Consider the following 14,162-nt stretch of genomic DNA (forward strand, 5'->3'; position numbering starts at 1 on the left):
GTGCTCGTCCGTCGACGAACCGGAGGCGAGACGCGTCGCCACAGACTACGCACGTCTGGCCACCGCAAACCCGGGCGCGGCCTGCTCCCTGCTCGCCCCCCGCACCCTGCAGCAGGTGACCGAGGACGGCGACGGTAACTGTGCCCGGGGCTTGAAGTCCGACTCTCCCGAGGCGCCCGGCGAGGTCACCTCGGTGTCGATCGCCATCAACGGCGCGCAGGTGGTGATGGCCGGTCAGGTCATCTTCCTCGCCCGCTTCGATGCCGGCTGGAAGGTGCTGGCGGCGGGCTGCACCCGTGAAGTCTCCGACGACGCCGTGCCCTACGACTGCACGGTGAAGGGGGCCTGACATGAAGGTGATGTTCGTGTTCTACGTCGTGGTGATCGCTGCGGGACTCGTCGCTGCCTTCGCGATCGGGTTGGCGAGCCGATGAACAGGCGGCACGCGACCGGAACGCGTGGCGCCTGGCGCCACAACAGCCTCACCATCGTCTTCGGACTGCTCCTGCTGCTCTTCGTGGTGGGGCAGGCGGTGGCGGGCACGGCGCAGTACAACGAGACCGCCCGCATCGACGGCGTTCAGCAGATCTCGTTCGCCCGCTACGTGGCGTCGTCGTCCTTCCTCGTCGACCTGGTCGAGAACTGGCAGTCGGAGTACCTCCAGTTCACCCTCTACATCCTGCTGACGATCTGGATTGTGCAGCGAGGCTCCTCCGAGTCCAAGAAGCCGGGGGAGACCGGCAGGGAAAGCGACGAGCAGCAGCTCGTCGGACGCTTCGCCGGGCCCGACTCGCCCCGCTGGGCGCAGGTGGCCGGCTGGCGCCGGGGCGTCTACTCGCACTCGCTGGTCCTCGTCATGACCGTGGTGTTCCTGCTCTCGTGGTCCGCACAGGCAGTCACCGGCCGGGTCGCCGAGAACGAGCAGCGCATGCGGGACCTTCTCGACCCGGTGTCGCTCGGCGGCTACCTGGCCAGCTCTGACTTCTGGTCGCGCACCCTGCAGAACTGGCAGTCCGAGATGCTCGCCATCGGCTCGATGGCGGTCTTCGCGATCTACCTGGCGAACGGGGGTCACCGGAGTCGAAGCCGGTCGGCATGCCCCACGACGTGACGACCGCCGACGAGTGAGGAACAGCCGCCAGGCCAGCGGGGGCCCGGGCACGGCGACCTGCGGGTGGGGGAGTCGGCGCGACTGCGCCGACTCCCCCACGACGACTGACCCGGGCCGGTCCCGGTCAGGACGCGGTGGTCAGTGGCGGTTCGAGCGGCCGGTCTTCCTCGTCGGTCATCGTGTCGTCGACGAGGTGGTCGTGCAGCCGCACCGTGATGCGGCGCAGCGTGCGTGAGACCTGCATCTGGCTGATGCCGCGGGCGTCGCCGATCTCGCGTTGGGTCATGCCCTCCACGTAACGCATCAGCAGCAGCTCGCGCTCCCCGTCGTCGAGCTCGGTGAGGGCCTCCGTGAGGCAGACGCGGTCGTCGGCACTCTCCAGCGCGTGGTCGTCGCACGCCAGAAAGGCCTCGAGCCCGGGACGGTCCTCGTCCGCAGGGGTGCAGTCGAGCGACAGGGGGCTGAAGCCCGTCGCGGCCACGTCGACCTCACGTACCTGCTCCACGGACGCACCGACGGCGTCAGCGACCTCCGCGTCGGTCGGGGTGCCGCCGGACGCCTGCTCCAGGACGGCCCGCGTGGCGTTGACCTCGGCCCGGAGCTCCTGCAGCCGACGGGGCGGCCGGACGACCCAGCCGCGGTCACGGAACCACCGCTTCAGCTCGCCGCTGATGGTGGGAACCGCGTAGGCGGCGAAAGACGGGGCGTGCCCGGGCTCATAGCGCCGGATCGCCTTGACGAGGGCCAGTCTGGCGACCTGCACGAGGTCGTCGTGCTCGATGCCGCGACCGTCGTAGCGGGCGGCCATGCGGGTGCACAGGTCGAGGTAGAGCAGGGTGATCTCTTCCACCACGTGCTCGGCCTCGTGCTCCGAAGCAACGGAGAGGCGCTGGAACAAGGTGGTGGTCTCGGCGTCACGCTCGGCGAACGAGGGACGCAGGTGGGCGGGGTCGGTTGAGCCTGGGGACGCCATGACTCATCTCCCATCGAATGGGCGACGAAGTCGGCGCTGGTGTTGGACCGCTCGGCCACCCCGAGCCTGTCACGACATCGGGATCGGCGCAATGGCGACGATGCGCGCCGTGGTGTCCGAATGGGCCGTATGCCGGTGGGTACGGGTGTCGGAGACCACCTGAGGACCTCAGCAGGAAGGACGCGCCGTGTCCGAGATCGCCGACCGCGCCGAGCAGCTCGTGCGCCATGACGACAAGGGCGGGTTCCCCGCCCAGCAGCAGCAGCCACCCGGCCTCACGAGCGAGATGGACCCCGTGCCTGATCACGGCGAGGAGACCTATGTCGGCCACGGGCGGCTCGAGGGGCTCCGGGCCCTCGTGACGGGAGGGGACTCCGGCATCGGGCGGGCCATCGCCATCGCGTACGCCCGTGAGGGTGCGGACGTCGCGATCAGCTACCTGCCGCCCGAGCAGTCGGATGCCGAGGACACGGCCCGCCTAGTCGAGGAGGCCGGACATCGGTGTGTGCTGCTTCCCACCGACCTCGTGGAGCGCCAGGCGTGTCTTCAGGTCGTGGCGGACGCGGTGCGCGGTCTCGGTGGCCTCGACGTGCTGGTGAACAACGCCGGCTACCACTGGGACCGCGGCCCCAGCGGTCTCGAAGGCCTGCAGCCAGAGCACGTCGAGCGGGTTCTGCGCACGAACCTCCACGCGGTGATCTGGCTCTGTCAGGCGGCGCTGCCGCACCTCGGCCCCGGGTCCTCGATCATCAACACCACCTCCATCCAGGCCTACGACCCGTCACCGGCCCTGCTCGACTACGCAGCGACCAAGGCGGCTCTCAACAACCTGACCGTCAACCTCGCACAGGCACTGGGCCCCAAGGGAATCCGCGTCAACGCCGTCGCTCCCGGTCCCATCTGGACGCCACTCCAGCCGGCGACCCGCGACAAGAAGAAGATCGAGACCTTCGGGTCGGACACCCCGCTGGGTCGAGCCGGTCAGCCCGGAGAGGTCGCCCCGGCGTACGTCTTCCTCGCCTCGCCGTCCGACGCGAGCTACGTCTCCGGGACGGTCGTCGGCGTCACGGGCGGCGGCGCTGTGTTCTGAGCCTCGAGTGACGTGAGGGCGCCGACGGTCGGAGTCGGCGCCCTCACGTGACGCACGCGGTCAGCTGTCGTCGCGGTCCCACGGCGGGGTCTCGTCCATCTTGGCGTAGTACTTCGAGAGATGGCTGCGCACCCGGTCGCGGTCCTTCTCGGGCAGGTCGACTCCGCCTCGCGAGCCCTGCATGACCGCGGCCGCCGCCATGACTCCACGCGGGATTGCGGTGAGCCGGCCGTTGATGACGTCGGCGACGAGCAGCTTGTACGCGGTGAAGTTGTCCTTCTTTTCGGCGTCGTACCAGACGTGCGCGTCGCGGTACTTCTCATTCGGCTCGTCGTCGACGCCGGCCCAGCTGCGCACCCGCTTCTCGGCCGCATCGCCGTCCCACTCGCGGTCTCGGTCGGCGAGTGGCAGGTCCTGGAAACTCGTGACGCTCATGGTTTGCTCCTTCTGCACTGCTTTCATCAGGTGGTGGCGACACAGAGCCGCTCATCGCGGCCGCGGTCACGGGTCAGGGCGAGAGGACGACCTTGAGGCAGCCGTCCTGCTTCTCCTGGAAGAGCTTGTAGAGCGCCGGAGCGTCCTCGAGCGAGGCGTGGTGGGTCGCGAACGACTCGAGCCCGAAGACGTCCTCGTCACCGCGGACGATGTCGAGCAGCTCGTCACTCCAGCGGCGCACATGGCACTGGCCCATCCTGACGGTCAGACCCTTGTCGAAGAGCTCCATCATCGGCATGGGGTCGGCCATGCCGCCGTAGACGCCGCTGATCGACAGCGTGCCGCCTCGCCGCACCGCTGCGACAGCGGTGTGCAGCGCAGCAAGTCGGTCGATGCCGAAACGCTCGATGGCACCTCGCGCCACGGGCTTGGGCATGTGGCTGGTCGCGCCGATCGCCCTCTCCGCGAACGGGTTCCCGTGAGCCTCCATCCCGACCGCATCGATGACGGCGTCGGGCCCGCGTCCTTCGGTCAGGTCGAGCAGGGCCTGAGCCACATCGGCGTCGGAGGCGTCGATCACCTCGGCGCCGGTGCGTCGCGCGAGGTCCAGACGGTCGGGGACCAGGTCGACGCCGACGACCCGGCCGACGCCTCGGTGCAGTGCACTTCTCACGGCGAGCTGGCCGACCGGGCCGAGCCCGAGGACCGCGAGCGTGTCGCTGCCGTTGACGTCGGCGTAGTCGACCGCCTGCCATGCGGTGGGCAGGATGTCGGACAGGTAGAGGTAGCGCTCGTCCGGACCTTCCTGCGGCAGCTCGATCGGGCCGAAGTCCGCGTGGGGGACGCGGACAAACTGCGCCTGGCCGCCCGGCACCGAGCCGTAGAGGCTGGTGTAGCCGAAGAGGCTCGCGCCCTTGCCAGCAGCCGTGTTCTGGGTGGTCTCGCACTGGGCGAAGAGGCCACGCTGGCACATCCAGCACCGACCGCACGCGATGTTGAAGGGCACGACGACGCGGTCGCCCACTGTGAGGGTCGCGACGTCTGGACCCACCTCCTCGACGATGCCCATGAACTCGTGACCGAGGATGTCGCCGGGCTCCAGGTAGGGGGCCAGCACCTTGTAGAGGTGCAGGTCCGAGCCGCAGATGGCCGTCGAGGTCACCCGCACGATCGCGTCGGTGGTGTCGATGATCCGTGGGTCGGGTACGTCGGTCACACGGACGTCCTCGATGCCTTGCCAGGTCAGTGCTCTCACGTCGGGCCCCCTACCCACGTGCCGAGCGACGGAAACGCCACAGGCCTGGACGAGGAGTCGCCGCGACAACGCCGAGGAGGCAGGTATGAACGAGCAGCCCACCGGGGCCGATGCCCACAGCGACACCACGAGCGTGCACCGGCCGGTGGCCGTCGTCCTGGGGGCGTCGCGCGGCCTCGGCTTCCTGGTCGCCCGCGAGCTGGTCGACCGTGGTCACCACGTCGTCGTGGCCGCCCGCGACCAGGCGGAGGTCGGGGAGGCCGTCACCGACCTGAGTGGACGTGGTGACGTGACCGGGGAGACGTGCGACGTCCGCAACCGGCACGACGTCGGGGATCTCGTGGGTCGGGTGGAGCACACGCTGGGCCCCATCGAAGTGCTCGTCACGGTGGCCGGGATCATCCAGGCCGCGCCCGCGGAGTCATTGGTGCTGCACGAGTTCGAGGACGCCATCGACACCATGGCGTGGGGTCCGATCAATGCCGCGATGACGGTGCTGCCGCACATGCGTCGACGCGGTCGCGGGCGGATCGGGACGGTCACCTCCATCGGTGGCATGGTCTCGCCCCCGCACCTGCTCCCGTACGCCACGGCGAAGTTTGCGGCCGTGGGATTCTCCGACGGTCTCGCGGCCGCCCTGAGCGGCACCGGGGTCACCGCGACGACGGTCGTGCCGGGGCTCATGCGAACGGGGGGACACGAGCACGCCAGATTCGGGGGCAACGCGGCCGCCGAGTACTCGTGGTTCGCGCCGGCGGCTTCCCTGCCGCTGCTGTCGGTCGACGCGGATCGTGCCGCCCGGAGGATCGTCGACGCGGTGCTCGCCGGGAAACCGATGGTCGTGCTCACGCCACTGGCGTGGCTGGGCATCCGGGTGCGTGGCCTGGCTCCCGCGACGACCACGCGGGTCATGGGCCTGGCCGGGCGGCTGCTTCCGGGCCCGCCGTCCCGAGGAGGCGCTGGCACGGTCGAGGGCCGAGAGGCCCGCGCCGGGGTGGGCTCCCGGCTCGTGAAGAGCCTGACCCGGCTCGGGGACGACGCCGCTCGACGCAACCACGAGTGAGCGTTGGGTGGTCGAGGGGGCCGGCCGCCCTGCATGGTTTGGCGCCGCGCCGGGTAAGCGCCGACCGGGACGTCGAACTCGAAGGAGGCGCCATGCTGCGCAAGGACCCGACACCAGCCTCAGGGGCCGGTCGACGATGACCGACAAGGACCTCGTCCCGGCCCTGCGCCTCCACTGACCAGTGCGGGCCCAACTGGAGAAAACGGTCGTCGACTGTCCTGATCCCCGACGGCTGGCGCAGTTCTACGCGCGCCTTCTGAGCATGCGGGTCATCGAGGACGCGCCCGACTGGGTGGTGCTCGGTCGTGAGCCCGGTATGCGTGAGCTCGCGTTCCAGCGCGTCGAGCCGTGGGTGCCGCCGCGGTGGCCGGACCCGGCCTTTCCGCAACAGCTGCACCTCGACATCCGGGTCGATGACGTGGACGTCGCCCACACCCGCGTGATCGAGCTCGGCGCGACGCGCGCCCCGGGGGCCCCCGAGTCGGGCTACCGGGTCTTCCTGGACCCGGCGGGCCACCCGTTCTGCCTCGTCCACGGCCTGTCGCGCGTGCCTGACCCGAGGATGTCGTTCGACACGACGGGGTCGAGGAGAGGCCATCACGGACGGCAGTAGCAGCGCCGGCGTCGCATGGCTGTTGCGGGGTGTTCCTGCCGGGTACGCAGCACGAGACGAACGCCGTCGCAGGACCGACCGAGAGGTTCCCGATGCCCCTGACCGCCGTTGCCCTCAACTGCACGCTGAACCCGTCACCGGCGGAGTCGAGCACCGAGCTGCTGGCGCAGCAGGTGCTGGATGCCTTGGCCGAGCACCACGTCACCGGCTCGATGGTGCGCGTGGTGGACCATGACGTGCGCCCGGGTGTTGAGCTCGACATGGGGGAGGGAGACGCGTGGCCGGGCATCCGCGAGCAGGTGGTGGCGAGCGACATCCTGGTCCTTGCCACCCCCACGTGGCTCGGACAGCACAGCAGCGTGTGTCAGCGGGTCCTCGAGCGCCTTGACGCGGAGCTCTCGGAGAAGGACGAGCAGGGCCGTCTGAAGACGTACGGGAAGGTGGCGGTCGTGGTGGTGGTGGGCAACGAGGACGGCGCACACCACATCAGCGCCGTGTGCTTCCAGGCCCTCAACGACGTCGGGTTCACCATCCCCGCGGGGGGTGTCACCTACTGGAACGGCGAGGCCATGCACGGCACCGACTTCAAGGATCTCGCGGAGACGCCGGACACCGTGGCAAGCACTACGAAGACCTTGGCTGCGAACGCGACCCACCTTGCAGCACTGCTAGCCGACAAGGCCTACCCGCCATCGTCCGATGACTAGAGGGACGGCGTCGCGGGCTCGCGCGAGTCACGGCGACCGAGGCGCCGGGCCCAACGGTACGCCGGCTCGCGAACCGCGACCACCCAGGACGGAGGCGTGGTGCCGGACAGCTCGTTGACGATGGGGTCGAACCGCGTCGGAGCGTCCGTCCGCTCCTGAAGCAGGTCCAGAAGTCCGACCGGCCGCCAGGCACCACCATCGGCTCCCACGGCCAGCTCGTACTGCCGAGGCTCGTGGTCGCGGCTCGTCGGGCGCACCATGAGCACGACCGAGCGGCCTCCGGCCGTGGTGGGCAGCAGCGTCGTCAGCGGTCGCTCCGTGGCATGGCGGACCGGCCGGAGCAGGTGCCGCGTCGCACGTCCCGTGCCGGTCGTCGCGAACAACAGGTCGGCGGGTCCTCCCAACGATCCGGCACCGGGAAGTCGCATGGCCAGCCCGCCGACGTCCCAGCACCCGTTCGGAGTCCCGAGCGCCCGCGAGACACGCACCGTGCACGCGTGCGCGCCCCGGTCCTCGAACACCGCGACCCCGAGGTCCGGCAGGGGGGAGTCGATCCGCAGCTCGGCCTCCCACGTCGTGCCGACGGCGTGCAGCGGCTTGCGTCGCGCGATCGCGGCCACCGCGCCAAGGGCGCCCGCGAGCACGATTCCCACTGCTCGAGGAGGAGTGTCCGGCAGCTCCACCGAGCCGGTGCCGTGGGTCGGGGGGTCGGGGTCACGGTGCGGGCGCGCGGGCCCGGCGGGAGTGAGGCGAGCGGTCACGGGGTACACCTACCCAAGCCCACGCACCTGCTTCGCCGTAGTCGGGGAGGATCGCCCGCGACGTGCCGACCTTGGCCACCGAGCGCCGACCCGAGGAGGACGCCTATGTCGTCGGAGCGAGCAGCCGGTCGATCACGGGAAGTGAGCGGGCCGCCCGAACGAGCAGGGCCAGCGGCTTCCGCACGACCAGCCAGCCCAACCCCGCAACGGCGCCGCCCAGACAGAGCCCGGCGACGACGTCATGGGGGTAGTGGGCACCGACGTAGACCCTCGTGGCGGCCATCAGCACGGCTGGGGCGAGGGCCGCCGCGCCGAGCCGGCGTGACACGAGGAGCAGCCCGACGGCTGCCGCTCCGGCCATGACGGCGTGGTCCGAGGGAAAGGACCAGTCGGTGGTCCGGTCCACGAGGACGAGCGCAGCGGGGTGGACGGCATACGGACGCCGCTCGGCCATCAGTGCGGCGACCGGCTGGTTGGCGCCGACGGCGATCAGGGTCGCGAGTCCCGCCCAGAGGGCTGCGGCGAGCTCGGTGTCGCTCGCGCCCCGGCGCCGCCAGACGCCGAGGAGGAGCAGCCCTGCGAACAGGACCAGGCCGTACTTCGCATATGCCGTCGCCGGCCCGTGGAGCCACGTCGTGTCGCGGGCGAAGTCGTTGACGCCCAGGAACAGGGCGTCACTCAGGTCGGTCAGCTGGTTCACCGAGGGTCCTTGGTTCTGGGGGAGGGGAGTGGCGTGAAGGGCAAGCCTCGAGCACGACGCTGGGAGGATCCTCCCGGCCCGCTGGGAGCCGTAGCGAATGTGACGGCGGCGGCGGTGCCCCGGCGGCGGCGGCGCCTCAGGCCAGGTGGGCGGCGTCGATGGCCGACTGGAGGCTCTGCTGGTAGGCGTCGCTCGTGTAGGTCGCCCCGCTCACCATGTCGATCTGGGCGGACTGCTTGTCGAGCGCCTCGGAGCGAAGCACCGGAGCGGCCTGCGCGCTGATGCGCACCGAGTGGCGCGAGCTGTCGGTCAGGTGCAGCGCCGTGACGTCGGTGATCCGCCGACCGACGACGGTGATGCGCACCTGCACGTCGCCGTACTCGGTGTGCGCGACACCGCCGTCGACGGTGCGGGACGAGGCCTCCGGGGTCGCACTCGCCGTGCCGGTGGTGCCCGTCGTGCCCGACTGGGCGCGCCGCGGCGCGTGGGCCGCAGGCTTGGCCCCACTCGCGCTGCGTGGTGCGTCGGTGGTAGACCTGCCGGCCGAGGGTGGTGCGGACAGGGTGACCCCGCCGACGGAGTCGTGCTTCGGCGCGAGCCCGGCTGCCCAGGACGCGCCGATGGCAGTGACGCTCGCGACGCCGACGATGATTGATGTCGCCTTTCTCACCAGCCGAACCTCTCGTCGTGGATGTGGGTCGTGGGAACGCCTGCACGATGAACTGCCTTGTGCACCAGCGCCATCCAGACGGGGGGCCCACACAGGTAGACCTCGTGGTCGGCGAGCCCCGGCACCAGCCGACCCAGGCGCTCCGCGTCCGAACCGGCCCCGCCGGCACCGATCGGCAGCATCGAGCCCCGGACCGGCGGGCCCACGAGGGTCTGGAGCCGGTGGCCGGCCAGGTCGGTGAGCCGCTCGATCTCGTCGTGGAGCGGCAGCTGGTCGGGAGCGTCCGCGCGGTAGAGCACGTGGACGTCACCCGGTAGGGCGTGCCCTTCGGTGACGAGCTCCTCGAGGAGGGCGCGGACCGGCGTCACACCGATCCCGGCGGCGATGAGCAGCACCTGGTGACGCACCCGCGCCTGCGTCGTGAAGGCGCCGTACGGACCTTCGGCGAGCACGAACGTGCCGGGCTTCAGGTCTCGGACGGCGGCCGAGTGGTCACCGAGCCCGCGCACGGTGATGCGAAGGGACCGACCGTTCGGGGCAGCCGACAGCGACCACGGGTGAGCCGACAGGAGCAGCCCGGGAGTGACGAAACGCCAGTTGAGGAACTGCCCGGCCCGCACGCCCAGCCGGTCGAGGTTCCTGCCACGCATGACCACCGACCAGACACCGTCGGACTCCTCCGCGACGTGGTCGACGCGCATGCCGTGTCGCGCGCTGCGCAGGACGGGCAGGGCGACGCGCCACAGGAGGACGCTGCCTCCGACGAGCAGCCAGAGCGACCACCAGTAGGCGCGCGTCCAGGCCGACGCGGTGAAGTCGGAGCCCATCGACAGCTCGTGCGGGATCGAGAGGACGGCGGCGGCATACGCAGTGACGTGGACGAGGTGCCAGGCCTCGTACGCGAGGCGTCGACGCGCGATCTGCACGGACGTGACGGCGATGACGACGAGGAGAAGGGTGGCCAGCCCGGCCATCAGCAGGTCGTCGCCGCCCGTCACCATGGAGAGCAGCTCGAGCAGGACACCACCCACACCGGTCCGGCCGTCGCCGATGGCGGCACCCACGACGATCGTCCCGACGTGGACGAGCACGAGGGGGACGGTGACGCGACCGAGCACACGGTGCGCCTTGAGCGCGCGGTCCATGCCGTAGACACGGTCGACCCACGGCACCCGGGCGGCGAGGACGAGCTGCACGAGGAGCAGGTCCATGGCCACCAGTCCGGTCAGTCGGCCGACCGCCGTGAGCCGTGCTCCGGCCCCCCCGGTCAGCAGGTCGTGACTGCCGCCACCGATGAGGAACTGGGCGACGACGGACAGGAGCGCTGCCACGGCGAGCGCCTCGAGGAGGTCGGCGACGCGATGCCGCCAGCGCCGGAAGGCCATGCCGCGACCCAGGGCACCCCGGACACGCTCGCTCGTGCCCGGACGCGTCGGCGGGTGGGATGTCATGGTGTTGCTCACGCAGCTGATGATCCGCACTGGATCTCAGAAACATATGAGACGCAGGGACGAGGGTGGGCGCATGACCGAGGACCCCGCCGGCGGCGCCGACGCACCGGCGGCCGATCTCTCGGCCGACCTCTCGGCACCGAGGCTCCTCCTCGTCGAGGACGATCGAGAGCTGTCGTCGATGCTGACGCGCCTGCTCGCCGAGGAGGGGTATGCCGTCACCGCAGCGCGTGACGGGCAGGCCGGGCTCCATCAGGGCCTCGTGGCGGACTGGGACGTCCTCGTCGTCGACCGTGGCCTACCCGGCATCGACGGGCTCGACCTCGTGACCCGGCTGCGGAGGAGGGGCCTCGCGGCGCCCGTGCTCTTCCTCACGGCGCGTGGCACGGTGGCCGACCGGGTGGAGGGACTCGATGCAGGTGCCCAGGACTACCTCGTAAAACCGTTCGACGTCGACGAGCTGCTCGCCCGACTGCGGGCGCTGCTCCGCCCGACGGGGGCCCTGGCCGAGGAGCTGGCGGTCGGGGCTCGACGCTTCGTTGTCGGGGAGCACCGTGTCGTCGGGCCCGGGGAGGACGTGCTGCTATCGACGAGAGAGGCGGCGGTGCTCGAGGTCCTCGCCCGTCGGCCGACGCGGGTCTTCACGCGCGACGAGCTGCTCGACGCCGCCTTCACCCGGGCCGACACCCTCGGCGCGGTCGACACGTACGTCTACTACCTCCGGCGCAAGCTGGGGCGAGGCGTCGTGGAGACGGTCCACGGGGTCGGCTACCGGCTGGGGCCCTCGTGACCAGACGGGCCGGCGCACCTGCGGACCCGGTCAGGCGAGCGGCCCACTCGATCGCGGCGCGGGTGGGCGTGACAACGGCCGTCGTCGTGCTCGTGGCGATCATCGGGGCCGGGTGCCTCTTCGACCGCCAGCAGGCCGCCGACATCCGGCGACAGGTCGATGCCTCGGCTGCCACGGTCGACGACGTGGTCGACGCTCCTGTCGGCATGTGGCTCGTGCAGGTCGCGCCGGACGGGGTGCGGTCGACGACAGGCACACCGGCCGCGGTGGTGGCCGCCACCGCGGCGGCGCTTCGCTCCGTCCCGTCGGGCACCGAGGGCACGCCGGATGCGACGGGCCAGAACCAGTCCTTCCCCCTCGTCGTCGCCGCCGACGGGCGGGACTGGCCCGCGGCGGGTGTCAAGCGTGACGACCGACTCTTTGCCGCCGTCTACGATGTGCGGCTGCACGCCACGCAGGAGCGCAGCCTCCTCGTGGCCATGGGTGTTGCCGGCCTCCTCGGCGTCGTCTTGTCGGCGCTCACCGGGCTGCTCGCCGGGCGTCGCGCGGTGCGGCCCCTGGCCGAGGCGCTCGACCTGCAGCGCGAGTTCATCGCAGATGCCAGCCACGAGCTGCGCACTCCGCTCGCGGTGATCAGCACGCGGGCCCAGCTGCTGCGCCGAAGCATTCGCGTCCAACGGGCTGCGACCGACAGCAGCGCCGCCGGCGATGCCATGGCGCGCGAGGTGGACCAGCTCGTCGACGACACCAAGGCGATGGGAGAGGTCCTGTCCGACCTGCTGCTGTCTGCACAGCTCGATGCGGGCGAGGCGCCACGCGACCTCGTCGACGTGGCCGGCTTGGCCCGCGAGGTCGTCGTCTCCCTGCGGCCGTATGCCGCCGAGTCCGGAGTGGCGCTCGAGTGGCGCGGCGTCGTGGTCGGGAGACACCCCGCCGGGGACAGCGCGCACGGCCAGGGCTGCGGTGCTGACGGCGACACGTGCGAGGCCCTGGTCGAGGGCGTGTCGACGAGCCTGCGGCGCGCGATCCTCGCTCTCGTCGACAACGCCGTTGCCCACTCCGACCCGGGTGCGGCGGTCGAGCTCGCCGCGCACACCGGCGAAGGCATGGTGCGGCTCGAGGTGGTGGACCACGGTCCGGGGGTGGCGGCTGACGAGCTGGAGGCCCTGACACGCCGGTTCGCGCGGGCACGGCGCGACACTCCTGACCGCCGGTTCGGGCTGGGTCTCGCCCTCGTGACGCAGACCGTCCGACACCACGGCGGCTCCCTCGAGGTGACCCCGACCGACGGCGGCGGGGCCACGTTCACCCTCGCGCTGCCGGCATCGACGGACCGCTGACGCCACGACGCCAAGGACGCCCGCGGGCGACAGCCGTCAGGGCTGAGAGTCCGGAGCGGCGGAGCCGAAAGCTTCCCGGCGGCCGGCGTCCCGCAGCGAGGTGGGGGAGACGAAGGGCCGCAGCAGCGGGTCGCTCTCGAGGTCGGGCGACCGCCTGGCGATGCCGGCGAGGACGTCGGCGACCTGCACCCGCGGGTCGTCCCTTGAGTCGACGGTGACGACGCCGGCCAGCGGCGACACCTGTTCGCCGGCGGTGCCGGGCAGTAGGGCAGGAGTGCTCGGCTGGGCGTGACGCCGGGCCCACGCGGGGTCGTGGGCCAGCGCCTGCTGGAGACGCCGGAGGCGAGTGGCAGTCAAGGCACTCTGCTCGTCGTGCACCACGAGCACCTGCCGGTGACCACCGCTCCAGAAGAGCACGGTCTCGGCGAGCGCCGGCAGCAGCGGCTCGAGCGGTGGGGGAATGGACACGTCGTCGTTGTCCAGTCGGCGCAGGACCGCGCGGGTGCGAGTTCGCGTCAACCGCGCCAGCACCGCCGCGGCCTCGGGGTCGAGGCCCTCCGCGAGCGCATCACGCGCCCGGAAGAAGTCGTCCACGACGCGCCGCCCCGGCTGCCGTCTCCTCTTGGTGCGCACGAGGTCGACGAAGGCGGCCAAAAAGGCGTCCCAGTCCGCGCCGCGAGCCCGTCCCGCCCGGTGCAGCGTGAGTGCCGCAGGGCGCAGGTGCTGGCTCAGGCTCGTGCCCGCGGCGTAGGACGGTTCGGCCAGGAAGAGGTCGACCACCCGGGTCACGAGGAAGTACTCCTTGTCGACCACCTGCACGTGTGCCCGGCCAGACAGCGCGGCCAGCAACGACTCGAGGGAGTCGCGGCCCCGGGGGCCCCGCAGCAGCTGGCCGGACTTGAACTCGCTCGAGGGCCAAGGGAACCCGGACCTCAGCTCATCGATCAGGACGGCAGCCTCGCCGAGCCCGAGATCGACGCTCGCGTGGGTGAACACCGGGGTGGCGGCATCGAGAAGGTTCGTTCCCGAGAATCCGGACTCGTCGCAGGCGACCTCGACGACGGGCAGGTGCGAGGCACCAGCCGCCGGGCTGGGTGGCAGCCCGCCCTGCAGGGGCAGCCGTGCGTGCAGGTCCACGCGCCCATGCTCACCCGCACTGGTGCTGTGCACCAAGGACTTTTCGCCCCGACCGGACCCGGCGGC

16 protein-coding genes are annotated in these 14,162 nt (G+C 71.3%); 8 read left to right on the forward strand and 8 right to left on the reverse strand.

The window, feature by feature from the left end:
- Positions 1–115: 115 nt before the first annotated feature.
- A complete protein-coding gene (locus tag AC1DE0_RS09315; protein ID WP_478099633.1) occupies positions 116–349 on the forward strand; it encodes a hypothetical protein in 234 nt (77 codons plus the stop codon).
- 81 nt (positions 350–430) lie between these two features.
- Positions 431–1,111: a DUF6766 family protein gene (locus AC1DE0_RS09320; RefSeq protein ID WP_478099635.1), complete on the forward strand. Its 681-nt coding sequence runs from the start codon at positions 431–433 to the stop codon at positions 1,109–1,111.
- A gap of 124 nt (positions 1,112–1,235) precedes the next feature.
- Here AC1DE0_RS09320 and AC1DE0_RS09325 read toward each other — a convergent pair whose 3' ends face one another.
- Entirely contained in the window at positions 1,236–2,084 is an 849-nt protein-coding gene (locus AC1DE0_RS09325; RefSeq protein ID WP_478099637.1) for a sigma-70 family RNA polymerase sigma factor, read from the reverse strand.
- Positions 2,085–2,271: 187 nt separating this feature from the next.
- Here AC1DE0_RS09325 and AC1DE0_RS09330 point away from each other — a divergent pair, with 187 nt between their 5' ends.
- On the forward strand, positions 2,272–3,174 hold the full coding sequence (locus tag AC1DE0_RS09330; RefSeq protein WP_478099639.1) for an SDR family oxidoreductase: 903 nt from the start codon (positions 2,272–2,274) through the stop codon (positions 3,172–3,174).
- A 60-nt stretch (positions 3,175–3,234) separates the two neighbouring features.
- On the opposite strand, the gene AC1DE0_RS09335 is transcribed toward AC1DE0_RS09330, so the two are convergent.
- Positions 3,235–3,609 carry a hypothetical protein gene (locus AC1DE0_RS09335; protein ID WP_478099641.1) on the reverse strand — a complete coding sequence of 125 codons (375 nt, stop codon included), beginning with the start codon at positions 3,607–3,609 and terminating at the stop codon, positions 3,235–3,237.
- Between the two features lie 73 nt (positions 3,610–3,682).
- On the reverse strand, positions 3,683–4,864 hold the full coding sequence (locus tag AC1DE0_RS09340; RefSeq protein ID WP_478099643.1) for a zinc-dependent alcohol dehydrogenase: 1,182 nt from the start codon (positions 4,862–4,864) through the stop codon (positions 3,683–3,685).
- An 85-nt stretch (positions 4,865–4,949) separates the two neighbouring features.
- Between AC1DE0_RS09340 and AC1DE0_RS09345 the strand changes: the two genes are divergently transcribed.
- The 3 genes from AC1DE0_RS09345 to AC1DE0_RS09355 all read left to right on the forward strand — a co-directional run bounded on the left by AC1DE0_RS09345 (position 4,950) and on the right by AC1DE0_RS09355 (position 7,247).
- Positions 4,950–5,927 (forward strand): SDR family NAD(P)-dependent oxidoreductase, encoded by a 978-nt coding sequence (locus tag AC1DE0_RS09345; protein ID WP_478099645.1) that lies wholly within the window; start codon positions 4,950–4,952, stop codon positions 5,925–5,927.
- Positions 5,928–6,108: 181 nt separating this feature from the next.
- Positions 6,109–6,540: a VOC family protein gene (locus tag AC1DE0_RS09350; RefSeq protein ID WP_478099647.1), complete on the forward strand. Its 432-nt coding sequence runs from the start codon at positions 6,109–6,111 to the stop codon at positions 6,538–6,540.
- A gap of 92 nt (positions 6,541–6,632) precedes the next feature.
- Positions 6,633–7,247 carry a flavodoxin family protein gene (locus AC1DE0_RS09355; RefSeq protein ID WP_478099649.1) on the forward strand — a complete coding sequence of 205 codons (615 nt, stop codon included), beginning with the start codon at positions 6,633–6,635 and terminating at the stop codon, positions 7,245–7,247.
- Here AC1DE0_RS09355 and AC1DE0_RS09360 read toward each other — a convergent pair.
- The 4 genes from AC1DE0_RS09360 to AC1DE0_RS09375 form a co-directional block, all read right to left on the reverse strand.
- Positions 7,244–8,008: a phosphodiesterase gene (locus AC1DE0_RS09360; protein WP_478099651.1), complete on the reverse strand. Its 765-nt coding sequence runs from the start codon at positions 8,006–8,008 to the stop codon at positions 7,244–7,246. The genes AC1DE0_RS09355 and AC1DE0_RS09360 overlap by 4 nt on opposite strands.
- 103 nt (positions 8,009–8,111) lie before the next feature.
- Positions 8,112–8,708: a phosphatase PAP2 family protein gene (locus AC1DE0_RS09365; RefSeq protein WP_478099653.1), complete on the reverse strand. Its 597-nt coding sequence runs from the start codon at positions 8,706–8,708 to the stop codon at positions 8,112–8,114.
- Positions 8,709–8,844: 136 nt separating this feature from the next.
- On the reverse strand, positions 8,845–9,378 hold the full coding sequence (locus tag AC1DE0_RS09370; RefSeq protein ID WP_478099655.1) for an FMN-binding protein: 534 nt from the start codon (positions 9,376–9,378) through the stop codon (positions 8,845–8,847).
- On the reverse strand, positions 9,375–10,841 hold the full coding sequence (locus tag AC1DE0_RS09375; RefSeq protein ID WP_478099657.1) for a ferredoxin reductase family protein: 1,467 nt from the start codon (positions 10,839–10,841) through the stop codon (positions 9,375–9,377). Before AC1DE0_RS09375 ends, AC1DE0_RS09370 begins: the two co-directional genes overlap by 4 nt.
- 61 nt (positions 10,842–10,902) lie before the next feature.
- Here AC1DE0_RS09375 and AC1DE0_RS09380 point away from each other — a divergent pair, with 61 nt between their 5' ends.
- Both AC1DE0_RS09380 and AC1DE0_RS09385 read left to right on the forward strand, forming a co-directional pair.
- Complete coding sequence (locus AC1DE0_RS09380) at positions 10,903–11,619, forward strand: response regulator transcription factor (RefSeq protein ID WP_478099659.1); 717 nt, start codon at positions 10,903–10,905, stop codon at positions 11,617–11,619.
- A 68-nt stretch (positions 11,620–11,687) separates the two neighbouring features.
- Positions 11,688–12,959: a sensor histidine kinase gene (locus tag AC1DE0_RS09385; RefSeq protein ID WP_478099661.1), complete on the forward strand. Its 1,272-nt coding sequence runs from the start codon at positions 11,688–11,690 to the stop codon at positions 12,957–12,959.
- Positions 12,960–12,995: 36 nt separating this feature from the next.
- Here AC1DE0_RS09385 and AC1DE0_RS09390 read toward each other — a convergent pair whose 3' ends face one another.
- Positions 12,996–14,096: a DUF3800 domain-containing protein gene (locus AC1DE0_RS09390; RefSeq protein ID WP_478099663.1), complete on the reverse strand. Its 1,101-nt coding sequence runs from the start codon at positions 14,094–14,096 to the stop codon at positions 12,996–12,998.
- Positions 14,097–14,162 lie beyond the last annotated feature (66 nt).

The sequence above is a fragment of the Terrabacter sp. 05T424 genome (assembly GCF_056396225.1).

Coding starts and splice junctions, on each gene's coding strand:
- AC1DE0_RS09355 (WP_478099649.1), top strand. CDS start 6,633: ATGCCCCTGACCGCCGTTGCCCTCAACTGCACGCTGAACCCGTCACCG.
- AC1DE0_RS09335 (WP_478099641.1), bottom strand. CDS start 3,609: ATGAGCGTCACGAGTTTCCAGGACCTGCCACTCGCCGACCGAGACCGC.
- AC1DE0_RS09380 (WP_478099659.1), top strand. CDS start 10,903: ATGACCGAGGACCCCGCCGGCGGCGCCGACGCACCGGCGGCCGATCTC.
- AC1DE0_RS09345 (WP_478099645.1), top strand. CDS start 4,950: ATGAACGAGCAGCCCACCGGGGCCGATGCCCACAGCGACACCACGAGC.
- AC1DE0_RS09325 (WP_478099637.1), bottom strand. CDS start 2,084: ATGGCGTCCCCAGGCTCAACCGACCCCGCCCACCTGCGTCCCTCGTTC.
- AC1DE0_RS09320 (WP_478099635.1), top strand. CDS start 431: ATGAACAGGCGGCACGCGACCGGAACGCGTGGCGCCTGGCGCCACAAC.